This is a genomic window from Sodalis sp. RH24, from assembly GCF_047324145.1.
Lineage (GTDB): Bacteria > Pseudomonadota > Gammaproteobacteria > Enterobacterales > Enterobacteriaceae > Acerihabitans.
The window spans coordinates 1,154,013-1,177,140 of sequence record NZ_CP178729.1 but is presented as its reverse complement, the minus strand read 5'-3'; the positions used below and the strand labels follow the sequence as shown (position 1 = coordinate 1,177,140).

26 protein-coding genes and 2 pseudogenes are annotated in these 23,128 nt (G+C 52.1%); 22 read left to right on the top strand and 6 right to left on the bottom strand.

Features of this window, described 5'->3' with window-relative positions:
- The first annotated feature begins 2 nt into the window (after positions 1-2).
- The 21 genes and pseudogenes from ACL2XG_RS05350 (at position 3) to ACL2XG_RS05250 (ending at position 15,924) form a co-directional block, all read left to right on the top strand.
- Positions 3-320 carry a head-tail connector protein gene (locus ACL2XG_RS05350; RefSeq protein WP_413722690.1) on the top strand — a complete coding sequence of 106 codons (318 nt, stop codon included), beginning with the start codon at positions 3-5 and terminating at the stop codon, positions 318-320.
- Positions 317-703, top strand: a complete 387-nt coding sequence (locus tag ACL2XG_RS05345) for a phage head closure protein (protein WP_413722691.1) — start codon at positions 317-319, stop codon at positions 701-703. Before ACL2XG_RS05350 ends, ACL2XG_RS05345 begins: the two co-directional genes overlap by 4 nt.
- A complete protein-coding gene (locus ACL2XG_RS05340; RefSeq protein WP_413722692.1) occupies positions 690-1,217 on the top strand; it encodes a hypothetical protein in 528 nt (175 codons plus the stop codon). Before ACL2XG_RS05345 ends, ACL2XG_RS05340 begins: the two co-directional genes overlap by 14 nt.
- On the top strand, positions 1,214-1,771 hold the full coding sequence (locus ACL2XG_RS05335) for a hypothetical protein (RefSeq protein ID WP_413722693.1): 558 nt from the start codon (positions 1,214-1,216) through the stop codon (positions 1,769-1,771). Before ACL2XG_RS05340 ends, ACL2XG_RS05335 begins: the two co-directional genes overlap by 4 nt.
- Before the next feature lie 5 nt (positions 1,772-1,776).
- A pseudogene (locus ACL2XG_RS05330) lies at positions 1,777-1,923 on the top strand (DUF2635 domain-containing protein); the annotation flags it as partial.
- Between the two features lie 95 nt (positions 1,924-2,018).
- A complete protein-coding gene (locus ACL2XG_RS05325) occupies positions 2,019-3,524 on the top strand; it encodes a phage tail sheath subtilisin-like domain-containing protein (protein WP_413722694.1) in 1,506 nt (501 codons plus the stop codon).
- Positions 3,525-3,884, top strand: coding sequence for a phage tail tube protein (locus ACL2XG_RS05320; RefSeq protein ID WP_413722695.1), 360 nt, complete (start codon positions 3,525-3,527; stop codon positions 3,882-3,884).
- On the top strand, positions 3,881-4,147 hold the full coding sequence (locus ACL2XG_RS05315; RefSeq protein WP_413722696.1) for a phage tail assembly protein: 267 nt from the start codon (positions 3,881-3,883) through the stop codon (positions 4,145-4,147). The genes ACL2XG_RS05320 and ACL2XG_RS05315 overlap by 4 nt, the downstream gene beginning before the upstream one ends.
- Before the next feature lie 138 nt (positions 4,148-4,285).
- Positions 4,286-6,157: a phage tail tape measure protein gene (locus tag ACL2XG_RS05310; protein WP_413722697.1), complete on the top strand. Its 1,872-nt coding sequence runs from the start codon at positions 4,286-4,288 to the stop codon at positions 6,155-6,157.
- Between the two features lie 17 nt (positions 6,158-6,174).
- Positions 6,175-6,669, top strand: a complete 495-nt coding sequence (locus tag ACL2XG_RS05305; RefSeq protein WP_413722698.1) for a hypothetical protein — start codon at positions 6,175-6,177, stop codon at positions 6,667-6,669.
- 87 nt (positions 6,670-6,756) lie between these two features.
- Positions 6,757-8,076, top strand: a complete 1,320-nt coding sequence (locus ACL2XG_RS05300; RefSeq protein ID WP_413722699.1) for a DNA circularization protein — start codon at positions 6,757-6,759, stop codon at positions 8,074-8,076.
- Between the two features lie 2 nt (positions 8,077-8,078).
- Complete coding sequence (locus tag ACL2XG_RS05295) at positions 8,079-9,152, top strand: phage baseplate assembly protein (protein WP_413723433.1); 1,074 nt, start codon at positions 8,079-8,081, stop codon at positions 9,150-9,152.
- Positions 9,152-9,700 carry a phage baseplate assembly protein V gene (locus ACL2XG_RS05290; protein WP_413722700.1) on the top strand — a complete coding sequence of 183 codons (549 nt, stop codon included), beginning with the start codon at positions 9,152-9,154 and terminating at the stop codon, positions 9,698-9,700. The genes ACL2XG_RS05295 and ACL2XG_RS05290 overlap by 1 nt, the downstream gene beginning before the upstream one ends.
- The gene (locus ACL2XG_RS05285) at positions 9,697-10,110 is read left to right on the top strand and encodes a phage GP46 family protein (RefSeq protein ID WP_413722701.1); all 414 of its coding nucleotides are present in this window, start codon (positions 9,697-9,699) and stop codon (positions 10,108-10,110) included. The genes ACL2XG_RS05290 and ACL2XG_RS05285 overlap by 4 nt, the downstream gene beginning before the upstream one ends.
- Entirely contained in the window at positions 10,103-11,161 is a 1,059-nt protein-coding gene (locus tag ACL2XG_RS05280) for a baseplate J/gp47 family protein (RefSeq protein ID WP_413722702.1), read from the top strand. Before ACL2XG_RS05285 ends, ACL2XG_RS05280 begins: the two co-directional genes overlap by 8 nt.
- Positions 11,152-11,727: pseudogene (locus ACL2XG_RS05275) on the top strand (YmfQ family protein); the annotation flags it as partial. The gene ACL2XG_RS05280 and the pseudogene ACL2XG_RS05275, both read left to right, overlap by 10 nt.
- A gap of 131 nt (positions 11,728-11,858) precedes the next feature.
- Positions 11,859-12,380 (top strand): gp53-like domain-containing protein, encoded by a 522-nt coding sequence (locus ACL2XG_RS05270; protein WP_413722703.1) that lies wholly within the window; start codon positions 11,859-11,861, stop codon positions 12,378-12,380.
- 2 nt (positions 12,381-12,382) lie between these two features.
- A complete protein-coding gene (locus ACL2XG_RS05265) occupies positions 12,383-12,928 on the top strand; it encodes a hypothetical protein (RefSeq protein WP_413722704.1) in 546 nt (181 codons plus the stop codon).
- A gap of 36 nt (positions 12,929-12,964) precedes the next feature.
- The gene (locus ACL2XG_RS05260) at positions 12,965-14,530 is read left to right on the top strand and encodes an alginate lyase family protein (RefSeq protein ID WP_413722705.1); all 1,566 of its coding nucleotides are present in this window, start codon (positions 12,965-12,967) and stop codon (positions 14,528-14,530) included.
- A gap of 10 nt (positions 14,531-14,540) precedes the next feature.
- Positions 14,541-15,332 (top strand): hypothetical protein, encoded by a 792-nt coding sequence (locus tag ACL2XG_RS05255; protein WP_413722706.1) that lies wholly within the window; start codon positions 14,541-14,543, stop codon positions 15,330-15,332.
- A 214-nt stretch (positions 15,333-15,546) separates the two neighbouring features.
- Positions 15,547-15,924: a S24 family peptidase gene (locus ACL2XG_RS05250; RefSeq protein ID WP_413722707.1), complete on the top strand. Its 378-nt coding sequence runs from the start codon at positions 15,547-15,549 to the stop codon at positions 15,922-15,924.
- Between the two features lie 256 nt (positions 15,925-16,180).
- On the opposite strand, the gene ACL2XG_RS05245 is transcribed toward ACL2XG_RS05250, so the two are convergent.
- The gene (locus tag ACL2XG_RS05245) at positions 16,181-17,236 is read right to left on the bottom strand and encodes a tyrosine-type recombinase/integrase (protein ID WP_413722708.1); all 1,056 of its coding nucleotides are present in this window, start codon (positions 17,234-17,236) and stop codon (positions 16,181-16,183) included.
- A 218-nt stretch (positions 17,237-17,454) separates the two neighbouring features.
- Here ACL2XG_RS05245 and ACL2XG_RS05240 point away from each other — a divergent pair, with 218 nt between their 5' ends.
- Complete coding sequence (locus ACL2XG_RS05240) at positions 17,455-18,297, top strand: TIR domain-containing protein (protein ID WP_413722709.1); 843 nt, start codon at positions 17,455-17,457, stop codon at positions 18,295-18,297.
- Between the two features lie 39 nt (positions 18,298-18,336).
- On the opposite strand, the gene ACL2XG_RS05235 is transcribed toward ACL2XG_RS05240, so the two are convergent.
- From ACL2XG_RS05235 to ACL2XG_RS05215, 5 genes are all read right to left on the bottom strand, one after another.
- Positions 18,337-18,555, bottom strand: coding sequence for a DNA-binding transcriptional regulator (locus tag ACL2XG_RS05235; RefSeq protein ID WP_413722710.1), 219 nt, complete (start codon positions 18,553-18,555; stop codon positions 18,337-18,339).
- A gap of 86 nt (positions 18,556-18,641) precedes the next feature.
- On the bottom strand, positions 18,642-19,817 hold the full coding sequence (locus ACL2XG_RS05230) for a phage late control D family protein (protein ID WP_413722711.1): 1,176 nt from the start codon (positions 19,815-19,817) through the stop codon (positions 18,642-18,644).
- Entirely contained in the window at positions 19,814-20,299 is a 486-nt protein-coding gene (locus tag ACL2XG_RS05225) for a phage tail protein (protein WP_413722712.1), read from the bottom strand. Before ACL2XG_RS05225 ends, ACL2XG_RS05230 begins: the two co-directional genes overlap by 4 nt.
- Positions 20,296-23,007, bottom strand: coding sequence for a phage tail tape measure protein (locus ACL2XG_RS05220; protein ID WP_413722713.1), 2,712 nt, complete (start codon positions 23,005-23,007; stop codon positions 20,296-20,298). Before ACL2XG_RS05220 ends, ACL2XG_RS05225 begins: the two co-directional genes overlap by 4 nt.
- Positions 23,000-23,119, bottom strand: a complete 120-nt coding sequence (locus ACL2XG_RS05215; RefSeq protein WP_413723434.1) for a GpE family phage tail protein — start codon at positions 23,117-23,119, stop codon at positions 23,000-23,002. The genes ACL2XG_RS05220 and ACL2XG_RS05215 overlap by 8 nt, the downstream gene beginning before the upstream one ends.
- Positions 23,120-23,128: the final 9 nt, after the last annotated feature.

Sequence of the window (23,128 nt, the reverse complement as noted above, 5' to 3'; positions counted from 1 at the left end):
CCATGTTGCTGACGCTTGCCCAAATAAAAGCACAATGCCGAATCGACAGTGACATTACTGACGAGGATGAGCTTTTGATGCTCTTAGCCGGCGCCGCCGAGGCGCGGGCAATGGCTTTTATGAACCGCACTATTTATGCCGACGTCGTGCCAGATCTCGATCTGGAGGGTATTTTACTTAATGATGCTATGCGGCTGGCCATGCTCCAAATCATTGGGCACTGGTACGAACATCGCAGCTCCGTCACCGATTTCGAGCAATCAGAAGTCCCTATGGCCTTTAAATATCTCCTTCAACCTTACCGGATCCTTGGAACATGACGCAGCGACGCCAGGTTGAAATCGCCGGGGTATTCCGTAACCCGACTATTGGCGAACTTGATAAGCGGGCGTTGTTTCGTACGAGGGAAGATGTGCCGACGGACGACGGCACGGTGGGAGTTCAGGCAGTTTATACCGAAATGTTTCGCACCTGGTGCCGCCTGGCGCCGGTGGGTGAATCGGTGCGCATCGGTAGTGAGCAGATTGATAACGCCGTTACGCACAAAATCATTATCCGCTACCGAGAAGGCATCACCACTGATTATGAAATAGTGATCGATGGCTTGGCTTATAGGGTTAAGGGCACGGTGGGGCTCAACGGGAAAAAGCAATTCCTTGTTGTCAGCGCCGAAGAGTTGGGGGTAGACGATGGCATTATTTGATTCTACGTCCGGCATGTACCTGCACGTAGATTTCCCCAATGCCGAAACCGTGACATTTAACAAAGCACGGGTGCGGCGGGCGTTTGTCTCCATAGGGCAAAAGCTATTGGCAGAGTCCCGGCGGATTGTGGCCCGCCGCGCTATCTCCAAGGCTGGCGAAATGCCCGGCTTTCAGTCTGGCGCGCTGGCTAAATCGGTAGGGTTTTATGTGCCTCGTCCATCCGGTAGCAGGCCGGGGTTCATGGTCCGGATCGCACCAAACCAGAAGCGCGGTAAAGGTTCAAAACCCATCGACGGGGAATTTTATCCTGCCTATCTCTTTTATGGGGTTCGCGCCGGCGCCAGGCGAAACAAAAAACACAAGAAAGGTTCGAGTGGCGGTGATGGCTGGCGCATGGCGCCACGTGGAAACTTCATGACCCAGGCGCTACTGAATAAGCGCGAATGGTCCGAAACGGTGCTATTCAATGCTCTGCGCGACTCGGTAAAACCTGGTAAGGATACTGGCATATGAAATTATCTCTGATAATCGCCGCCCTGAGGCTGCGGTGCCGGACTTTTGAAGGCCGGGTGGCCGGTGCGGCAGAATTTAAGCCTATTCCTGAAGCGGCAAAAATGAAGCTGCCGGCCGCCTACGTGATACCCCTGGATGATAACGTCGGAGAAAACAAATCCCAGACGGATTACTGGCAGGATGTGACAGACGGATTTGCCGTAATCATTGTCGCAAATAATGTCGATGAGAAGGGCCAGGCCGCAACCTATGACGCCGTGCATACGCTGCGCGCCGAAATTATCCGTGCCCTCGTAGGTTGGCAGCCTGAGCCAGATTACAACCCTATCCAGTACGAGGGGGGTAATCTGCTGGATATAGATCGTGCCCGCCTATATTACCAGTTCGAGTTTTCCGCCAGGTTTGAATTGGGCGAAGAGGACACCCGGCAGTGGGACGACCTTCAGGCGCTCTCTGAGTTAAATAACATCGACATAAAAGTAGATTTTATCGAGCCAGGCGACGGCCCTGATGGTCGCATCGAGCATCATCTCAACATTCAAACCAGCGAGTAAATCTCATGTTTGTGAAACCCGTAAGGGGCCGGACAGTTCCCGATCCGGCTCGAGGTGACCTATTGCCCAAAGAGGGCCGGAATGTCACCGAAAGCACCTACTGGCACCGCCGGCTAACTGCAGGTGATGTGACTTTACCCAATCCGACGATTGTAGAATCTGAGGCTGACACTGACCAAACCACAGCAACCAAAAAAGACAGCAAAGCGGTTGTCGATCCAGAAATTCCGACTGAAGAGGCGGCAAAATGACAAGCAGCGTAAGTTTTAACGCAATCCCGGACTCTATACGGGTCCCGCTTTTTTATGCGGAGATGGACAACAGCGCGGCCAACACGGCGCAAACTGAAGGACCAGCGCTGATCATCGCGCATCCGCTGTCCAACGCCACTATGGCGCTCAATACGCTAACGCTCATGCCTGGGGAAACCAAGGCTAAGACCATGGCGGGCCGTGGCAGCCAGTTGGCGCGCATGGTTTCCGCCTACCGCGCTGTAGATCCGTTCGGTGAGCTCTGGGTGATTGCAACGCCTGAACCCACTGCGGGAGTCGCCGCTAACGGTAAACTGACGATTACCAGCGCTGCCACGGAGTCAGGAACGCTGTCGGTCTACATCGGCTCTACGCGGGTGCAGGTTGTCGTTGTTGCCCTGGATGCAGCCGCTACGGTAGCAACGGCTTTGGCTGCCGCAATCAACGCGGTGAGCGATTTACCCGTTACCGCTGCCGCTGCGGCTGGCGTGGTTACCGTCACGGCAAAAAATAAAGGGCTGACTGGAAATCAAATTCCCATCACTCTTAATTATTATGGCGCCGAGGGTGGCGAGGTTACCCCCGCCGGGCTGAATGTGACCATCACAGCAATGGCGAGCGGAACGGGTGCGCCTGATTTGTCTGCTGCGATTTCTGGCCTCGGTGATGAGATGGCTGATTACATCGCGTTCCCATTCAGCGATAGCGCCTCTCTGGCGACCATTGGCGCGGAAATGAACGACGACACGGGCCGGTGGAGTTATGCCCGCCAGATTTACGGCCACGTATATACGGCCAAAATCGGCGATCTATCCACGCTGGTGGCGTTCGGCTCCACGCTCAACGATCAGCATCTGACAGTCGCCGGCTATGAGCCGGGTATCCTGACCGCTGCCGACGAGCTCGCGGCGGCTCGCACGGCCCGCGCAGCGGTATTCCTGCGTAATGACCCGGCCCGGCCGACGCAGACCGGTAAAATCAACGGTACATTGCCTGCGCCGGCTGGTAAACGTTTTATCCTGCCCGAAAAACAATCCCTGCTGACCCATGGCATTGCCACGGCGTATGCGGAGAGCGGATCACTGTTCATTGAGCGCGACATCACGACGTATCAGAAGAACAGCCTGGGCGATGCGGACAACAGCTACCTGGACAGCGAAACGTTGCATACCAGCGCCTACGTGCTGCGCCAACTGAGATCGGTAATCACCAGTAAGTATGCCCGTCACAAATTGGCAAACGACGGTACGCGGTTCGGTGACGGCCAGGCCATTGTTACACCGGCCGTTATTAAGGGGGAATTGTGCGCCACTTACCGCCAGATGGAGCGGGACGGTATTGTCGAGAATTTCGACCTGTTTAAGCAATATCTCATCGTGGAACGCAACACTGCTAATCCTAACCGCGTTGACGTGCTGTTCCCGCCTGATTACATCAACCAATTGCGTGTGCTGGCAGTAAAAAACCAGTTCCGTCTGCAATATAACGAAGAGGACGCATAAATGAGCGGACGTATCGCGGGGACGTGTTATTTCAAAATCGACGGACAGCAATTATCCCTGACGGGTGGTATTGAGGTGCCGATGAATACCAAAATTAATGACGACGTGATCGGCTTGGACGGGTCTGTGGACCGGAAAGAGACCTGGCGTGCACCCTATGTCAAAGGCACATTCAAGGTTCCTGCAAAGTTTCCCGTTAGCAAAATCACCGACTCTTCAGCAATGACAATTACAGCAGAGTTGGCAAACGGCATGGTGTATGTCCTCTCCAACGCCTGGTTACATAACGAGGCAAACCATAACGCGGAAGAGGGTACGGCGGATCTCGAATTCCACGGTGAAGAAGGATTTTATCAATGATTTTAGAACTGACAACGCCAATTAGCGCCCATGGCGAGGAAATCTCCCAGATTGATTTGCGCGACCCTACCGGTAAGGATGTGCGCGAGATCGGTTATCCCTACCAGATGAACCCGGATGAATCGGTAAAATTGCTGGCCGGCGTGGTGGCAAAATATATCGCCCGCCTGGGTAATGTCCCGCCGAGTTCGGTAGACACGATGTCGCCATCCGACCTCAACACTGCAGGATGGATGGTCGCGGGTTTTTTCCTCCAGGCCTGACGGCTGAAGGGATTGTAGAGCGGTATTTTAATTGCGCCAAATACTGGCGAATCAATCCCCTCGATATGTTAAACGAGCAATTTCAGGTTCTGGAGTTGCTCGAATCACAGGCCAATCGAATAGAAAGAGAGATAGAAAATGGCGGATAGCTTTCAGTTAAAGGCGCTGATCACTGGCGTTGACCGGTTGTCGCCGGCGTTAACCCGGATGCAAAAAAATATCCGCTCGTTTCGCAAAAATCTCAGTAAAGGCGCTGAGGGGGCCATCCCTATGGCGGCTGGCCTGGCTGCTGGGCTTACTGGCGCGATGGTAGCCTATGCCAAGACGGAAAATGCGGCCACTGGGCTTAAGGTCGCGATGATGGATGCGTCCGGGGCTACCGGAGATTCGTTTGAAAAAATCAATAAATTGGCTGTAGGTCTTGGCAATAAATTACCAGGCACGACGGCTGATTTTCAGAACATGATGCAAATGCTAGTGCGTCAGGGCATACCGGCTGAGAATATTCTCAACGGGGTTGGCGAGGCGTCGGCTTACCTTGCTGTTCAGTTGAAGAAAACGCCAGAAGACGCCGCAGAATTTGCTGCAAAGATGCAGGATGCCACCGGCACCGCCTCTAAAGATATGATGGGGCTTTTTGACACCATCCAGCGCGCATTTTATATGGGTGTCGATGACACGAATATGTTGGCATTTTTCACCAAGACCAGTTCTGTTATGAAAATGGTTAGCAAAGATGGACTTACTGCCGCGAAGGCACTGGCTCCAATCTCTGTAATGATGGACCAAATGGGGATGCAAGGAGAGGCGGCTGGGAATGCGCTCCGCAAAATATTCCAGGGAGGTTTTGACAGTAAAAAAATGAATGCAGCCAATAAATTATTGAGCCGGAAAGGGATTAAGCTCGATTTTACCAACGGAAAGGGCGAATTTGGCGGCCTGGACAATATGTTCGTGCAACTGCAGAAGCTGCAGTCTCTGACGACGAAGCAAAAAACAACCATCATAAAGCAGATTTTTGGCGATGACGCGGAAACGCTGCAGGTGCTTGGCGCCCTGATTGATAAGGGCAAGGCTGGCTATGATGATATCGCCAAGAGAATGATAAAGCAGGCCAGCCTGCAAAAACGTGTTGATGAGCAGCTAGGCACACTGACTAACCTCTGGGATGCCATGACGGGCACAGCAGTGAATGGACTGGCAGCAATTGGCGGTGCATTCGCTGGGAATACCAAAGACACAGTTAAATGGATGGGCGACATGGCCGCCCGGTTCAGTGATTTCGCCGCAGCTAATCCGGCAGTAATCCGAGGTGTGGTCGGGCTTGCTGCCGGTTTTGTGGCTTTTAAGCTGGCTTTGTTCGGAGCCAATATAGCGATGGGCTTGCTGAGCAAAACAATGGGCATGAGTCCACTTGGTGTGATGATCCGCGTAATTGCTATGGGCGCTGGGCTTATCATGGCTAACTGGGGCGTCATCGGTCCATGGTTTGAAAACATGTGGCCTAAAGTAGTTATCGCCACAACCAATGCATGGAACGGTATTAAGGCGTTTTTCTCAGAATTTTGGGAAGGAACCAAGGCTGTATTTGAGGCCGGATTTGGCGTGATCAAACAACTCTTTCTCGACTATACGCCGCTTGGACAGATCATCAAAAACTGGGAGCCCATCGTTGATTGGTTTAAAAATATGTGGGAGAGGATACGCCCGTACATTGAGCCTGTGATGAACGGAATGGACAAGATAAAGGGCGTGGCTGGGAAAAGCTGGAATTATTTCTTTGGCGATGATGAAGACGCTGCAGCAGAAGGCCAGGGAAAATCCGCCCCTAACATATCCACAAATACCACTAACCAATACCTCAAACCTGGGCAAAACAACATCAACGGAGAGATGACGGTACGGTTTGAGAATGCACCGCCAGGAATGAAGGTGCAGGACAGCAAAACCAACCAATCAGGATTTGGTTTAGGGTATGACGTTGGGTATAATCGGTTTTCATTTAAGTAACTATTACTGGAAACCTGATGAGACATGTCATTTTTTTTATTGTTTCTTTTTGGATCATGGGAGCGCAGGCGGAGGAATGCTACCCTGCGTTTAATGAAGCGGGTTTGATTTCCTCAACCGGTGCCATCCCCGTAAAGAAAGAAATAAAAAAAGAGAATGGACAGGTGAAACATCAGTACTTTTTTAGAAAAGAGGGACAAATTGAAGAGGCCTTCGACAATAACAACAAAAAAAAGGGTGAGCCTCAGTTTTATATAACAGTTTATGATCCCCCTTGCGCTGAAAAAATAATAATTTGGTTTTATCTCAATGATGACGGGACGCCTAATAAAAATAATGTGGCGCTAGCTGGCAAGGCTTATGAATATCTAACCGGTACTAATGCCGCAATATTCGAAAATAAACTAAACAAATTCAACGATGTGCAACACTTTGAATCATTTAATGATAAGGCAAATGCTATTTTTGCTAAATCCACCGGCTTTTACGCTATAACCATTCATTCGAAGTAAAATGAAGCTCAAAGAATAACTTTTCGTTCCGCTTTTAGCGCATAACTAACCCACTTCACTGTGGGTTTTTTCATTTCTGGAGCCCGCATGAGCTGGATTGATAATTTAATGCCGGCCTCGTTCCGCAACGTGCCATTTAAAGTTACTGATGACGATGGCACGTTCGGCCGCCGGGTGCAGACCCATGAGTATCCCAACCGAGATAAGCCGTATACAGAGGATTTAGGCCGATCCACTCGCAGGTTTACGGTAGCAGCCTATCTGATAGGTGATGATTACATGGCCCAGCGGGATAAGCTGCTGGAGGCAATAGAGCAGGCCGGGCCTGGCACCCTGGTACATCCGTTCTACGGGGAAATGTCGGTCTGCATTGATGGCGATATCCGGGTCAGCCACAGCGGGCAGGATGGGCGCATGTGCCGCGTAGCCCTCCAGTTTGTTGAAGCGGGTGAGTTATCTTTCCCTACCTCTGGCGCGGCCACTGCGTCAAAACTGATATCGTCATGTTCGGTTCTGGACGATTGCATCAGTTCAGCATTCGGCAAGTCGTTTGGGATGGACGGTATGCCGGATTTTATGCAAAACGGCATGCTGACCAATGCGACAGCAATGTTAAAAAGCGTCAACAGTGCATTCAAATATGTAGATTCCGGCGTTGAGGCAGCGAGTCGATTACTGCAGGGTGATTTATCGGTTTTACTGTCGCCGCCCAGTAGCGGCATGGACTTTGTGAACAGCCTGCAAACGATGTGGCGGAGCGCGCGCCGACTTACTGGCGATACCTCTGATCTTACAGGCTCCATCAAAAGCCTAAGCGGAGTTTCTACTGGCCATGACCTTGCCCCACGTGGTGTTTGGAAAACGGACAGCAAATCTACCCAGACCACCACGCAGCAAAGCAATGCTGTGGCTCAGGCTATCCGCACCACAGCGCTGAGCGAGGCGGCCTATACCGTCACCCAGTTACCACAGCCGCGCAGCAGCAGCGCGAACAGTAATACTACAGCCAGCCAAAATAATGCACCGGTGATAAACCTCACACATCCTTCAGTGCTGGCGGCCAATGATGACACGCCAACTCAGGCGCAACCGGTGAGCTATGACGAACTGACGGATATCAGGGATAACTTGAATTACGCTATCGACCAGGAACAGGCCCGAACCACAGACGATCAGCTTTTTGTGGCACTTACGCGGATCAGAGCTGACGTGAATGCAGATATTTCCGCGCGCCTGGCGCAGACCGACAAAACAACGCAGCGAACACCTAACGAGGTATTGCCGGCGGTAGTTCTGGCCGCCGACTGGTACGATTCCGCCGCGCGGGAAACGGATATCACGCTGCGCAATAACATTCATCACCCCGGATTTGTGCCGGTGGCCGCGTTGAGGGTGCCCGTCCGATGAACATGGATAACAACGTTACTTTGCGCGTTAACGGGCGTGAGTGGGCTGGCTGGACCTCTGTATCCATATCTGCTGGCGTGGAGCGCATTGCGCGCGATTTCAATGTGGAGATCACGCGGAAATGGCCCGGTGATGCTGATGACGCGGCCCAAATGCAGCCACGCATTAAATATGGCGATAAAGTCGAAGTGTTGATAGGCACTGACCAGGTGATAACCGGTTATGTCGATGCTACCCCTGTCCGCTATGACGCCCACAGCCTGTCGGTGGGCATCGTTGGCCGCAGCAAAACGGAGGATTTAATCGACTGCTCCGCCAGCCTGACGCAATTTGCCAGCCGCGACCTGGTGCAAATTGCGTCGCAACTGGCGGCCCCGTTCGGCATCACTGTCGTGAATGAAGGTTATGACGGCGGCCCCATCAGTGATTTCCAGGTGGATTATGGCGAAACCGTCATGGAGGTATTGGATAAGCTGATCGGCATGCAGCAAGTGCTGATTTATGACAACGCCAATGGCGAACTAGTAATTGGCGGTGTCGGCACCAAAAGAACCGTAACCGCTCTTGTGCTGGGCGAAAACATCCTTTCCTGCGATACGGAAAAAAGTATCAAGGAGCGGTTTTCCCAGTACATCGTTTCCGGACAGCGCGCCGGTACAGACGATGATTACGGCGAGGCCACAATCAGCGCTATACGGGCGCAAACCGTCGATGGCGGCATCACTCGCTACCGCCCGATGATCATCAAGCAAACAGGAAATGCCACTGGCGAAACAGCCAATGAACGGGCGGAATTCGAGATGCAACGCCGGGCAGCGCGTACTGATGAGGTGACATATACCGTTCAGGGCTGGAGGCAAGGGAATGGCGCACTATGGGAGCCGAACATGCTGGTTCCCGTTTATGACCCGGTGCTGGGGTTTAACAACCTGGACATGCTCATAGCAGAGGTTACCTACCGAAAAGACGGACAGGGGACAGTTACGGAATTGCGAGTGGGCCCGCCGGATGCATACCTTCCGACGCCGAAAAAACTAAAAAAACGTAAAACTAAAAAAGCGGAGGTAGATTTCTAATGAGTGGACCAATTACCGCTATTAGCCGATCGCTATCCAATATGCTGGCGCGAGTGGTGGTCACCGGGCTGAATGCGGCCGCAAAATGCCAGATGCTGCAGGTCGGGCTGATGGCCGGCGAAACCAAAGAAAATATTGAGCATCTCGAACCCTACGGTTTCACCGCGGCGCCGCATTTAGGCGCAGAGGGCATCGCGGTATTCCCAGACGGTGACCGCTCCCATGGCGTGATCATCGTGGTGGCCGACAGGCGCTACCGCATAAAGGGGTTGGCTGCCGGAGAGGTGGCCGTTTATACCGACGAAGGTGACAGCATCATTTTGAAGCGCGGGCGCATCATCGAGGCCACTACCGAGCAATTCATTATCCACGCCAGCACAAAAATTACCCTGGACACCCCACTGGTGGAGGGAACCGGCGAGGTCCGCGATTCAATCAGCACTATGTCGGCCATGCGCGGCACGTTCAATGGCCACACTCATTCAGAAAACGGCGACAGCGGCGGCACCACTGACGCCCCCACGCAAAAAATGGGGTCCACATCGTGATACTAACCGTCAATGGTGTGCAACAGGCGGTAACAGCCCCGCTGGATCAGTTAACGCGCGCTGTCGTTATATCCCTATTCACCTGGCGCCGCGCTTTACCTGATGATGTGGTTGAGGAGCCGGTAGGGTGGTGGGGAGATAGTTATCCGACGGTACAAAACGACCGTATCGGTTCCAGGCTGTATTTATTGCGTCGGGCCAAATTGACCAATCAGACCGCCATCCTGGCAAAAGGATACGTCATCGAAGCGCTGCAATGGATGACCGATGATGGCGCAGCTGCGCGGGTTGACGTTGTTACCGAGCGCCAAGGGCTGGACCGACTTGCCGTCGGCATTGCGATATTTAAGAGCGACGGCACCCGCCATAACCTTAATTTCGACGACATCTGGAGCGCGCTAAATGGCTGACAGCAATTTTGACCGGCCGACCTTGCCACAGTTAATTGCCACGATCCGCAGCGATTTGCTATCCCGTTTTCAGGATGACGTAGTTTTACGCCGCCTCGATGCAGAAGTATATGGACGCGTGCAGGCGGCAGCGGTGCATACGCTGTACGGGTATCTGGATTATCTAGCGCGAAATATTCTACCGGATCTGGCTGACGAAGACTGGCTTGCCCGCCATGGGAACATGAAGCGCTGCCCGCGAAAGGACGCTACCGCCGCTTCCGGGTTCGTCCGTTGGGAGGGGGTCACCAGTAGCATAACCGTCTCCTCCGGCACGGTAATACAAACGGATGACCTGATCGAATACACCTCTACGGCAGCTGCGTCAGTTTCCTCTGGAGTGCTTCGGATTCCGGTAGTGGCTACTGACGCGGGGGTCACCGGCAATCTGGATGATGGTGTTACGGTTCGCCTGGTGAGCCCTATCACCGGTCTGCCGTCTGCTGGCCAGGCTGACACAATAGAGGGTGGAGCGGATATAGAGTCGGTGGATGATTGGCGGGCCAGAATTATTGAACGGTGGTATTACACGCCACAGGGTGGCGCAGATGCTGATTATATTATTTGGGCTAAAGAGGTTTCTGGAGTTACCCGCGCATGGACGTATCGGCATTGGTCGGGCGCGGGAACGGTTGGCGTGATGGTGGCCAATAGCGACTTGGACAACCCCATCCCCGATGAGGCGGTGGTTGCTGCGGTGAGGGAGCACATTCTACCATTGGCGCCAGTTGCTGGATCTAGTCTGACTGTGTTTGCACCACTACCTAAAACTGTGAATTTTAACATCAGCCTAAACCCAGACACGGAGGCAGTCCGTTATGCTGTTTTGGCTGAACTGAAGGCTATGTTTCTTCGAGACGCGGTGCCAGGCGGGAAACTCTACCTCTCGCGCATTAGCGAGGCTATCAGCGTAGCTACTGGGGAATACAAGCACATCCTGGTCAGCCCATCTGCGGATATCGATATAGGGGCCGCTGAATTGCCAGTAGTGGGAGATGTCGCATGGAGCTAATCGACCAATACAGCGCGCTCCTTTCCAGCCTGCTGCCACGGGGCCCTGCATGGGATCCAGATGACCCGCTTCTAAAGGGCCTGGCTCCATCCCTGGCCGCCGTGCATACGCGGTCACAAGATTTAATGCGAGAAATCGACCCGCGAACCACGACAGAGTTGATTGACCGTTACGAAACTATTACCGGGTTGCCGGATTCCTGCGCGCCGGCAGGCATACAAACCCTGGCGCAACGCCGGCAACGACTTGACGCCAAGATCAACGTGACTGGAGGTATCAATAAAGATTTTTACCTGGCCCAATTAGCTGCGCTGGGTTATCGAGATGCGACTATTACGACATTTGACCAGGATGGGTTTAACTGCACGTCACCCTGCACTAATTCTCTTTATGGTGCGGAATGGCGATATTATTGGCGAGTAAATATTCCCACTGAAACTAATATAAATATAATGACCTGTGTCAGCGATTGCACGGCCAGCCTTAGAACGTGGGGCGATACCGTCATGGAATGCGTAATGGATAAACTCACGCCATCGCATACCTACCTTATATTCCTATATCCCAGCCCAATAGGATTCCCCTTGAATGGCAACTATTCCTATGATGGTGAAGCCTCTTATGGGCAGACTGGCTTAATTATCTAATCTACCGATTCTTATCTTATTATTAAACTCTTTTACTGGAGCGAGCCCCCATGCATCGCATTGATACGAGTACCGCGCAGGTCGATAAATTTGGCTTGGGTAAAAATGGCTTCACATCAGGAAATCCGCAAACTGGCGAGCAGGCAACAGCTCTTAATAGTGATTTCTTCGATTCTATCCAGGAAGAATTAGCAGGGGTGGTCGAGGCTGCTGGCCTTACTCTAAATTCTAGCAATAATGCGCAGCTGCTTGCGGCCATCAACCTTATTGCCACTGGACAATTTACAGCACAAAAATCCAGCGCAGGATACGTAAAGTTGCCGAACGGGATTGTATTTCAATGGGGAGGGGCATCCACAAATAGCTCAGGGAATGTGGCTGTCGTATTTCCTATAGCATTCCCAACCGCGTGCAGTCGCGTTTTGGCAACTAATGGCGCCGGGTCAACTCCAGCAGGGTTTCCGGGTGTGGGTGGGTTAACGACAACGGGATTTAATCTTTATAGCGCCGCATCGAGTGGCAGCGCAAGTGGCGCTGGCGTTGCGTACAATTATTTTGCGGTGGGGTATTAATAATGACAAATAAATACGGCGTTTTTGATGCCAATGGTGTGCCTACAGCATTTTATAGTGATGATGTGAATATCATTCCATCTGGTGCGATAGCGTTAACCGATGAGCAATGGAAAGACTTATGCGAAAATCAGGGGTCTCGGGTCTGGGATAGCGAGACCTCAGTCGTAACTGATTCTGTTATTTCTATTTCAGAGTCACAAGCCAACCAAATAGCGATGCTTACTACTGCATGCGCCACTGCAATCATTAGCGGATATTTGTCATCCGCGATGGGAAAAGAATATGTCTACGGTAGCCAATTAACAGATCAGGCCAATCTGGTACAGACCGCTTACTCTGCTTCTGGTGGCGACCTATGGTGCAAGAATGGGGACGATGCCTGGGAGTTTATAACGCACACGCAGGAACAGGCGCAGGCAGTCTTGGCTGGTTTTGTGACGTTCCGAAATAAACAGCAGCAGCAATTAGTAACGCTGACGGCTCTGGTTAAATCAGCCAATAGTCCGGATGATGTAAAAAATATTGTTTGGGTAGATGCCCCATAACCGATAGTGAAATAACTGAATGAATGGTGATCTTAGATGGCTAATTTAGAAGAGCAAGACAACTGGGAATCTGGGATAAGACAGTTGGAACAAACAGATCGGGCATTAGGCGGGGCCGGTGGTCTTGCTAATCTTCAAGCAAATCTACTTGCCAATAGAACTCTGTATTTAAAAAATCGTCTTGAGCTAGCATTGGAACAAATAAATACGGGTGATTTTACATACACATCTTTTATCTCTGCCGAAGACCCGTCCGGAACGATAAAGGGGCTGGCTAATACCAATTACGACCAGATTTTCCGCGTTCCGCAAGGCACTGGCGCATTAGCGAGTTTTAAATATTACCTGAACAATGCAGGCGCTGCGGTAGAGGTAGCCGAGGCTGTGGGCAAGGCTGCGGTGGACGCTGTGGCGGAGAATGTGGATGTAGTCAGGACTCAGATTAAAAATTTCGAATATGGGGATTTGCCGAACGGACGAAAACCGCTAGCCGGTGTGGGTGATAAAAATGGCAGTACCCCTTTATATATTGATACTAAGGGTGGGGTTAGAACAGGCGGTTCTGTTCACGATACAATTGAGGTGATCTCTGATAGATATCTGGCTGATGCTCATACTGATATAAATTCCCGGCCATGGTTTAAGTATTTCAGAACAGGCCATGTTGGTGTCGGGCTTGAAAATTCACTTGAAATCCCAGAGCCAGTTTTTTATTTGAATCTGCCAAATTTATATTTAGCCGATAATCAGACTGTTGATCCAAGTCATACCGCTATCCGTGCATTCTTACGCAAGGATCTCGATAACTTTAATATTGGCCTTTATACTTTCGCCATGGATTATGCAATTCGTGGTGATAACGCATCCGGGCGTATGGCTGGCCGATGGCTGTATGACTGGGCTATGCGGCGATCAATGACAAACAGAAACGGTAGCCAGGTGGGAACATCCCAGGACCGGCATTGGCGCGTGCCTAATTTTGGCATGTCGTATTTGATTGCAAAAAAAGAAATTGATTTTCAGTATAGAACTGAAATCGTAGATTGGTTTACAGACTTGGGCGCCGTTATGATTGCCGATTTTGCAAATTACGTCCCCAGCAGCAATAACCATTCATATTGGTGCGCAGCATCTGTTTATATGTGTTACGTGATTACGGGGAATACCACGTACAGGGATTTCGCCTTGGGCATATATGACCAGGCGATGAACCGCATACAGGATAATGGGACGCTGACCACAGAACTTGATCGAGGTGTAAAATGCCTTTCATATCATTCATTCGCAAGTGAACCTCTTGTCATGATTTGTGAATTCGCACTACAAATAGGTGAGGATGTTTATAATAGAAACGCAAAACTATTTAATTTATTAGAAACTACATTTCATGGAATGGTGGATCCGGGTTGGTGGAGAACAAATGCGGCAGTTTCTGCAATCCAAGAGCCGGTGGAATCCGCCGGTTGGCCTCCTTTCATCCTTTTGCGATATCCGGATTTGAATAACTACGGATTAACCCTGGATGTTCCACAATGGGGTGACCAGTTTTTTATGGGCCAAAATGGCGGATCTACTCAACTAGCAAAATTATGGGTGAAATAATATGACTACTATGACAATCAGTGATGGTGTAATTGCCAATCCAAATGTTAGGCGGATATTAGCTGTTGAAGCCGATTTGCCCGCGTGGCTTGGGCGGTGCAATCCAAAAAATAACATCAACAGCTTAATTGATATTTCTGGAGCTGGCGCTACGTTTTCACTATCCCCTAATAGTGGGACAATATCTTATTTTACGCCTGACGGTATTTTCACAAGTAAAAATCGTGGGTTTACATCAGATATATTGGCAACGGACAATGTTAGTATTTATTCTGTGCATAAACAGCAGGATTTAACATATTCTAAAATGAATGCCATTCCTTTTAATGATGGATCCCAAGCGACGACAGGAACAGGGTTCGGAACCTGTCTAACTGAAATTTCGCCAAGGAATTCAGATATAGTGATGTATGCGAATGGGTTTGTTTATTATGACGCCGCTGACGGTACTAAGCGTGCCACATTAAACAATACGGAAGAGGCGGCTAACGTAACGCCAGGTGATTGGGTTTTTAGGTTAGAGTCTCTCGATGCTCTTAATTATCAGATGATAATTTATACGGGGTATAAGGGTATTTTATATAAAACATTAACACAGTCAGCGTGGGATTTGTCGTTACGAAATAAAACACAACCTATTCGATTCGGTTATGCCCCGAATTCTCCAGCTGTTCCTGATGCTACATCCTCTCTGATTACCGCTGAAGTGGGTGTGCTTGCTGGAGCCGTTACAGATGCGATGGCGGCAAAACTCTATACAGAAGCGCGAGCACTACAAGCACTCAGTGGAATATCGGTATAAGTGGTCGGGCCATCCCTGGCCCTTTGGAAGTACCCGCGCACTGTATCGAATTGAATGCCCCCCATCAACACGGTGCGATATTCTTGCGAAACCCGCCGCAAAACTAAATTCCCCTGTCGCTCAATCACCTATCTTTTTCCGCACCCGCTTCGCTTCACAATATCTGCATGGCGTGCATATACTGTACAAAACAACAGTATTTGAGGCGCGCACTATGGGATTCCCTTCTCCTGCCCAGGACTACATCGAGGCTTCGCTCAGCCTGGACGAACTGTGCATATCGCATAAGTCGGCCACATTCTTCATGCGCGCCGGCGAGAGCAGCGTTAGACATGGGATTTATAAGGGCGCGGTACTCGTCGTTGACCGGTCCATTACGCCGGTTGACGGCACTATAATCGTCGTTGAAATGGACGGTGGGTTTAGGTTGCGGCGCTATAAAACATACCCGGCGCGGGGGTTAGAGCAACTTGACTATCCAGGGAGGTTAGAACGATTTGACGAGGAGGAGGGGATCGTGTGTTTTGGAGTTGTCACATATGTGCTGAACGACATGCGGACAGGGGAGTTTGATGATAATCCGGTGATATAAATTTACCGCAGGTGGCCCGAAATTTTCCCGTCGCCAACCCGAAAAGAATGATAAGTATCTGATAAGTAATAAATGTATGGGTAACCATTGGTAAGTAAAATACAACGATAAAATGATTATAATTTATTGATTAAATTGACATTTATATGGATGTAGCGGAAACAGGAATCGTATTCGGTCTTTTTTTATAAGGGTAGAGTAATCAATCAATTACCTAATAAATCAGTCACTTAAGCCCATCCTGTTCTACCGTATTCTACCCACTATGACGCCCTGTAGACACTTTGTAGTCATTCAAACCAGCTAATGGGTTGAGATGGATCGCGTCTTCCAGATGGTCGGGGGCGAAGTGCGCATAGCGCATGGTGATGCGGATATCGGAATGGCCAAGAATACGCTGCAGCACGATGATGTTACCGCCGCGCATCATAAAGTGGCTGGCAAAGGTATGGCGTAATACGTGCGTCATTTGCCCCTCGGGTAATTCAATCTCCGCCAGCCTTATTACCCGGTAAAATTGTTTATAGCAGGGGGAGAATAATTTGCCCTCGCGTTTAATAAGCTGGTCATACAGCTCCTGGGCCAGCGGCACGGTGCGGTTTTTTTTGCCCTTGGTATTAATAAAGGTAATTTTGCAGGGAGACAATTGGGACGCCTTGAGGCTGGCCGCTTCGCTCCAGCGCGCGCCGGTGGAAAGGCATAAGCGCACTATCAAGGTCAGCTCGGGATTACCGTGGGTAGCGCAGGCCGCTAATAAGCGCCTAATTTGTTCAGGCGTAAGCCAGGCCATTTCCCGTTCCGACTGATCGAATTCGCGGATATTCTCCAGCGGGTTGGGTTGGTGCCATTCGCCCAGCCGTTTCAGCTCGTTAAATACCGCTCTTAAAAAAGCATGTTCGCAGTTCACCGTGCCGGTGGATACCTTGCGGGTGGCGAGACTGGTGCTATAGCCGTTATCGATATGACCTTCCAGGCGCTGATCGCGATAGTGCGCCCAATCCTTGGCGGTCAGCGCCGAGGCCACCGGGTCGCCCAGGCCATTACAGATAATATTGAGTTTGCCGAGGCGGCCCTTTTTATCGTTCAACGAGCAGCCGTGGAGTTTATACCAGAGATCAATCAGCTCGCTCAGCTTGCGCCGGTCTTCTTTCTGCCCGAGCCACGGCTTATCCTTGGCCTCTTCAACCAGGTAATGCTCGTAGGCCGTGGCCTCGCCCTTGGTGGTGAAGGTCTTCCTTACCCGCTTGCCGCTCCGGCCGTTCGGGTAGTAGTCACAAATCCATTTCCCGGTAGGTAATTTTTTTATTGTCATCGTAAACACAGCTAAAACAAAAGCGTGAATGTACTGTATATAAAAACAGTTATCAATGTTTATTGCATTGCTTCTTAAACATGAACATAATTGTTACTTAGGTGTTTTTTTAATCAAAGAATCTCAATAGACGAGAAAAGGACTAGTCGATCTACAGATCATTAATAATTCGCGTGCAAATAATCACAACGATAAATTACTTTTAATGAGAGATTGCCATGACCAAGCCAAGAATTTTCGTTGCATCTTCCAAAGAAAACCTTGATGTTGCAAATGCTGTTATTTTCAATTTGGATCATCATTTTCAAGTTACAAGTTGGAGCACCTCGACTTTTAACCTGTCTTCAAATGCCCTGGATGATTTGATCATAAAAGCATCAAATGTTGATTTTGCTGTCTTTATTTTTTCTCCAGAAGATATTTCTATGATGCGAGAACATGAAAAAAGAGTTGTGCGAGATAATGTGCTCTTTGAGTTTGGATTGTTTATTGGTAAATTAGGTAAAGAAAGATGCTATATCCTTAAGCCTCGTAATAAAGAACTGCATTTACCGACAGACCTAATTGGCTTAAATACAGAAGATTATGACGAAGAACGCACAGATAATGATATTAGATCTGCTACTATAAAAGCTTGTTCTTCTTTTCAAGAAGCCGCTTCACGGTTAGGTGCTTATATTAATACTGCACAAGATAATCAAATATTAACGAGTGCGGGTGTTAGGAAATACAATATATTACAGGAGGATATCAAAGTGCTTCTTGGGTGTCTTCAAAGTGTTACTAGCAAGCCAGAAGGCCTGACAGTTCATGAGATAAAAGATTATGTGAAAATGAAAGATGATACTCAATTACATGTGCCATTAATAAAATTAGAACGCATGAGGCTTTTAGAAAAATCTATTCAAATTTCAAATTACAATGGGGAAGAATATTATTCTTATGCAATAACTGAAGAGGGAATAGAGTATATTTTGAATAACTATAAAGGTAATAAGCAATCGGATATTAACTTACAAAATAACCCACCTGATAATTTTGATGAAGACATACCATTTTAGAAATTTTTCGGCTGAGGCTAATTGCCCCAGCCGAGATTATTATATCCATAGAGGTACTTGGCAACTTTTTTCTTGATGGGGTGGGGCGGGGTTAACGTTACCGGGTATCATAATGGATCGTGTCACAGTCTCCATGGTGACAAAAGTATGGCCGCAATTGATGTTCTGGCACTGATGATAACGCTCTTTGGTTTCCTCGCTCAGGTAGCGGCTTGAGCGGGCATGTGCGGCGTGGCGGCAGCGGGGGCAATGCATCATCTGGGGTGGCCTTATCTATCCAGTGGGTACAAAACGAATTTTGACCAAATAAACTCGATTAAGCAAGTTAAGTTTGATTTTCCGAGTTAACTTTCTTCATCGGCCTCATAATCGACATCGCTTAGCAATACCTCCAGCTCCAGGGCAGTGGTGTAACCGCTATTGCTCAGGCTATGCGTCACCTTGCTGATTATCCATTCCTGCTCGTCTATCACCGATTTAAAGCCCTTCACCGCCACCGGTGTTTCCGGGTAGAGATCGGCCCGGCCCATGGCAAGCGTCAGCGAGAACTCGGCGACACCGCGCTGTAGCTTGTTCCATTTTGCGGTGGCGGCGCGCATGGCGGCGGCCTTAGTGGCGTAGACGGTGGTCAGCGCAAACACGTTATCCTCGCTTCCCGCCAGGTATTCCCCTTGCTTGTCCTCGGGTGTTTTAGGCGTTTTTATCGCTTGAGCCTTGGTGGTTTTGGCCTGGGGATGTTGCAAGGCGCGCAGGTGCTGGACTTTCTTTTTGCGCTGCACTTTGGTTTTTGCCTTGGCCTGTTTCTGCTGCGGGTCTTTGGTATGCAGCCAACTGGCGCTCACGCCGGTATAAGCGCCCCGGTCGGCGATGCTAAAGTTATGCCGGTCGCCGTCGCGGCGCTCGATGCTGATCTGCGGGATGGCTTTGCCGGATACTGTCTTGCCGCCGCCGGGCTTAAACAGCATCAACCGGCCCGCCTTGATGGCCGCCACCACGCCGTTCAGCTCCGCCAGGCGGGTTAAAAACGCCGCGTCGGTTTCCTGGGTCTGGTCGATATGGGGGATAGCGATGGATTTCAGCGTGTCCGCCACCACCGGCGACAGGCTATTGCGCGCCGCAATCTGCTCAACCACCGCCCCCAGGGTGGTATCGTGATAGGACACCTCGCGCCGCGAATTCAGCGTGCCGCGAAAATCCGCGCTGCGGGCGCGAATGGTCAGCGTATCGGGCGCGCCGTGATGCTCCACCTCATCGACGGTAAAATCCCCTTTGCCGGTCAGCGCCTCGCCCTGCCAGCCCAAATATACGCTTACCACCGCGCCGCGTCCCGGCATGCGCAGCTGGCCGTCGGCGTCGTCCAGCTCGATATCCAACTGGTCGGCCTCAAAGCCGCGATTATCGGTAAGGGTCATCGATAGCAGGCGTGGCCGCAGGTTGGCGGTGATGTCCTTATCGTTCATCCGCACCCGGAAATCCGGCGCGATAGTGGCCCCGGCGGACGGCATCAGGGTAGCGATCATGACCAGAGTTCCCCCACTTTGGATTTGGCGTTATCGGCCAGCGTTTGCGCCTTGCCCAGCAGGCCGTCGGCCTGCGCTTTCATATCGCCGAACATCGAGGTCAGGCTTTCATCCACCCGCATCAGGTTAAGGGTGAACTCGATACGCCGGGCCGCGCCGTCGGCAAAAAACTCCGTGCGCGTTTCGCTAAAACCAGTCACCACAAACATGCCGTAGATGCGCCCGCTGCCCTCAATCAGCGGCCAGGCTTTACCCTGGGCGGCCATAGTCTCCAGGGCCAGCAGCGACAGCCGCCCGCCGGTCACCTCCGGCAACAGCGTGCCACTTAGTGTAATGGTGTCGTTATCCTGGCCGAGAAATTGCGCCGCCGGGATCAGCCCCACCCGGCTGTTGGTCGGCCAGCGGTATTCCAGCGCGCGGTTAAGGTTTTGGTACGGGACCGTGCTCAGGGTGAACACAAACAGCCCCAGGATCATCATCATGGTTGGGCCTCATAGGTCATGCTGCTACGGCTACGGGCGCGCTGCTGGCGCTGGCGTTTATCCAACTCATCGGCGGCGGCATTGGCGGCGATGCGCCCCACTTCCTGCGGGGTCATGCCCTCGCCGCTGGTCGGTGAATACGGCACCGTGACATGCACAACGGTGGCCGGGGAGGCCTGCGGCGCCTGGATCGGTTTATCCGCCTGCCGAATGGTATTCATCAGCGGCGGCGCATCGGCGCGCGACGGGTCGGACGGGTTTTGAGTCGCGCCAGGCGTGACGGTATCGCCGACCGGTTTCGCCTCCTTAGACGGTCGTTTTAATATCGGGTGGGGGTTGGTGGTGACTAAACCCGGCTGTTTGTCCCGGACGCCGGTCTGCGCGGCGGGGATACTGACCACGCCAAGCGGCGAATTGACCTGATTGACCTGATCAAGTATCGGGTTGGTATTGTAAATCATCGCCCCCGGTTTATAACCGTAGGCGGTGGCCGGTGCGGCCGGGGGCTGGTCGGCGGCCTTCGCCTTATCCGCCAGGCCGGTGGACTTCTTGTCGATAAGCCCGAGTTTTTCCAGCACCCAATCAATGCCCTCGCGCAGCATATTGAGCGCGGTCAGGGGAAAGGTCAGGGCCATGGCGACGCCTTCGCCAAAAATCTTACCGGCGTTGGTGGCGCTGGACAGGGTTTCTTCGGTGGCTTTCACCGGCTCGATCAGCGTTTTGAATCCGGCCCATAAGCCCTTTAGACTATCGCCTAGCCAGGTAAGGAGCGGCTTTAGCGGGCCAAAAATCTCTATCAGGGGGCCGACAACGGCATAAAAGCCTTCAGCTACGCCCATGATAAATGCCTTTATCGGTTCCCAATATTTGCGCACGATTAACGCCCCGGCAATCAGCGCCGCCACCACCGCGACCACCGGCCAGCTTAACGCGGCCAGGGTGGCGGCGATGCCTTCCCCCACGGCCGCCAGGCCGGTTCCCAATAATTGACCACCGGCCAGCAGCATATTAAACCCGGTGATCACCGGCCAGGCGGCCAGCCCCAGAATAGCCAGCCCGCCGACCAGCGCGGTCAGCACGCCTGCCATGGCGGTAAGCATATTGGTGAGCTGCGGATTTCGTTTCATCCAGTCGTCCACGGTCGTGAGCCAGGCGTTGGCGGATTGGGTCAGCTTGCGCAGGCTGGCGTTATGGCCGTCAAAGATCTGGATGCGGATATCTTCCCAGGCCGACGACAGGTTTTGTAAATCCCCGTCCAGGTTGTCGGTTTGTACCTTGGCGACTTCCTCCGTTTTGCCCTTGGAGTGCAACAGGTCGTTTTTTCGCTGCCCGAGATTACCGCTTTCCGCCGCCTCGACCAGGTTCTGCGCCGACTTCATGGCCTCTTCGCCAAAAATCACCTTGAAGTATTCCGCCCGCTGCGCCGTGCCGAGATTATTCTTTTTCATCGACGCGGCGATGTTTTTTAATACGCCTTCAATGGGCAGAAAATTGCCCTGCTTATCACGGGTTTTTACCTTCAGCTCATCCAGCGCGGTGGCCGATTCACCGGTGGGCGCTTGCAGGCGGGTGAGCACCGCGCTGACGCCGGTCCCGGCCATACTGCCTTTGATGCCGTTGGACGCCAGCACGCCGAGCATGGCGGTGGTGTCCTCAATACTGGAGCCAGCGGCGCGGGCGATGGGCGCGACATATTTCATCGCCTCGCCCAGGTCAATCAGCGAGGTGTTGGAGCTGGTAAACCCTTTGGTCATCACATCCGCCACCCGGCCGATTTCATTAAACGGGATATGAAACGCGGACTGCATACTGGTGACAATATCCGCCGCCTCGGCGATATCCACTTTGCCCGCCAGCGACAGGTTAACCGTGGTGCCGGTGGACGTCAGGATGCCGTCGGCGTCAAGGCCTGAGCGGGCCAGCGTGGTTTGCGTGCGCGCCACGTCGGTGGGGGAAAACGCGGTGGTCGCGCCGATATCCCGCGCCTGCTGGCGCATAGCCAGCAGCTTAGGATCTTTATTCGCTAATCCGAGGGTTGCCTGCGCGCCGGACATCTCCTTGTCAAATTCCACCCCGGGCGCCAGGAATCGGCCTTCGGCATACATCGCCCCGGTGGCTATGCCGAGTGCGGCGGTGCTTTTGCCCGCAATATTACCGGCGATCTCTTTACCCGCCTGGTAGCGCTCCTTGATATGGGTCAGGCGTTTTTGCTGGCTGCTCAGGCGGGTCAGCGCATCGCGCTGCCGGTTCAGCGTGCGGGTGACCGCCTCGGCGTCCGCGCCCAGGCGCTTTTGCTCGGCGGTCAGTTTATTGGTGGCGATGCCCGCGCCGCTCAGCTCGGTGCGTTGTGATTTCACCGACTGGCGCAGGCTGCGGTATTTCTCTTCCAGGGCCGCGACGTTGCGCCGGGCCTTGTCCATTTCGCGTACTTGTTTAGCGGTGGGGTTATCCAGGTCGTTAAAGGCTTTTTCCAGCAACGCCGTTTCCTGCCGGGCCTGGCGCAGGCCCGCACCGGTGGCGGTGAGCTGCGCTTTGACCTTGCGAAATTTGTCGATTTTCCCGGCCTGCTGGTCGAGGTCGCGCAAGGTTTTTTCGGTGGCGCGTATATCGCCGGCCAGCTCCCGGCTGGCGGTCTGCACCGCCCGAAACGGCCGGGTCGCCTTATCCACCGCTTTTAACAGCACCTGGAGCTGGAGCGCGTTACTCATGGGTTTGTCCGCTACGGTTAAGGGCGCTGGTCCGCCAGTGGATCAGCTCAGTCAGGGTCATCGGGAACAGCTCCGACGGCGGCCAGTGAAAAATCACCGCGATATCCGCCATCAGGTCGTC

Bases quoted from the DNA above. Each gene is read 5' to 3' on its own strand.
- ACL2XG_RS05310 (WP_413722697.1), top strand. From the start codon at position 4,286: ATGGCGGATAGCTTTCAGTTAAAGGCGCTGATCACTGGCGTTGACCGG.
- ACL2XG_RS05290 (WP_413722700.1), top strand. From the start codon at position 9,152: ATGAGTGGACCAATTACCGCTATTAGCCGATCGCTATCCAATATGCTG.
- ACL2XG_RS05325 (WP_413722694.1), top strand. From the start codon at position 2,019: ATGACAAGCAGCGTAAGTTTTAACGCAATCCCGGACTCTATACGGGTC.
- ACL2XG_RS05255 (WP_413722706.1), top strand. From the start codon at position 14,541: ATGACAATCAGTGATGGTGTAATTGCCAATCCAAATGTTAGGCGGATA.
- ACL2XG_RS05300 (WP_413722699.1), top strand. From the start codon at position 6,757: ATGAGCTGGATTGATAATTTAATGCCGGCCTCGTTCCGCAACGTGCCA.
- ACL2XG_RS05230 (WP_413722711.1), bottom strand. From the start codon at position 19,817: ATGATCGCTACCCTGATGCCGTCCGCCGGGGCCACTATCGCGCCGGAT.
- ACL2XG_RS05320 (WP_413722695.1), top strand. From the start codon at position 3,525: ATGAGCGGACGTATCGCGGGGACGTGTTATTTCAAAATCGACGGACAG.
- ACL2XG_RS05225 (WP_413722712.1), bottom strand. From the start codon at position 20,299: ATGATGATGATCCTGGGGCTGTTTGTGTTCACCCTGAGCACGGTCCCG.
- ACL2XG_RS05265 (WP_413722704.1), top strand. From the start codon at position 12,383: ATGACAAATAAATACGGCGTTTTTGATGCCAATGGTGTGCCTACAGCA.
- ACL2XG_RS05245 (WP_413722708.1), bottom strand. From the start codon at position 17,236: ATGACAATAAAAAAATTACCTACCGGGAAATGGATTTGTGACTACTAC.
- ACL2XG_RS05220 (WP_413722713.1), bottom strand. From the start codon at position 23,007: ATGAGTAACGCGCTCCAGCTCCAGGTGCTGTTAAAAGCGGTGGATAAG.
- ACL2XG_RS05260 (WP_413722705.1), top strand. From the start codon at position 12,965: ATGGCTAATTTAGAAGAGCAAGACAACTGGGAATCTGGGATAAGACAG.
- ACL2XG_RS05235 (WP_413722710.1), bottom strand. From the start codon at position 18,555: ATGATGCATTGCCCCCGCTGCCGCCACGCCGCACATGCCCGCTCAAGC.
- ACL2XG_RS05340 (WP_413722692.1), top strand. From the start codon at position 690: ATGGCATTATTTGATTCTACGTCCGGCATGTACCTGCACGTAGATTTC.
- ACL2XG_RS05335 (WP_413722693.1), top strand. From the start codon at position 1,214: ATGAAATTATCTCTGATAATCGCCGCCCTGAGGCTGCGGTGCCGGACT.
- ACL2XG_RS05280 (WP_413722702.1), top strand. From the start codon at position 10,103: ATGGCTGACAGCAATTTTGACCGGCCGACCTTGCCACAGTTAATTGCC.
- ACL2XG_RS05315 (WP_413722696.1), top strand. From the start codon at position 3,881: ATGATTTTAGAACTGACAACGCCAATTAGCGCCCATGGCGAGGAAATC.
- ACL2XG_RS05270 (WP_413722703.1), top strand. From the start codon at position 11,859: ATGCATCGCATTGATACGAGTACCGCGCAGGTCGATAAATTTGGCTTG.
- ACL2XG_RS05240 (WP_413722709.1), top strand. From the start codon at position 17,455: ATGACCAAGCCAAGAATTTTCGTTGCATCTTCCAAAGAAAACCTTGAT.
- ACL2XG_RS05350 (WP_413722690.1), top strand. From the start codon at position 3: ATGTTGCTGACGCTTGCCCAAATAAAAGCACAATGCCGAATCGACAGT.
- ACL2XG_RS05295 (WP_413723433.1), top strand. From the start codon at position 8,079: ATGGATAACAACGTTACTTTGCGCGTTAACGGGCGTGAGTGGGCTGGC.
- ACL2XG_RS05250 (WP_413722707.1), top strand. From the start codon at position 15,547: ATGGGATTCCCTTCTCCTGCCCAGGACTACATCGAGGCTTCGCTCAGC.
- ACL2XG_RS05305 (WP_413722698.1), top strand. From the start codon at position 6,175: ATGAGACATGTCATTTTTTTTATTGTTTCTTTTTGGATCATGGGAGCG.
- ACL2XG_RS05215 (WP_413723434.1), bottom strand. From the start codon at position 23,119: ATGGCGGATATCGCGGTGATTTTTCACTGGCCGCCGTCGGAGCTGTTC.
- ACL2XG_RS05345 (WP_413722691.1), top strand. From the start codon at position 317: ATGACGCAGCGACGCCAGGTTGAAATCGCCGGGGTATTCCGTAACCCG.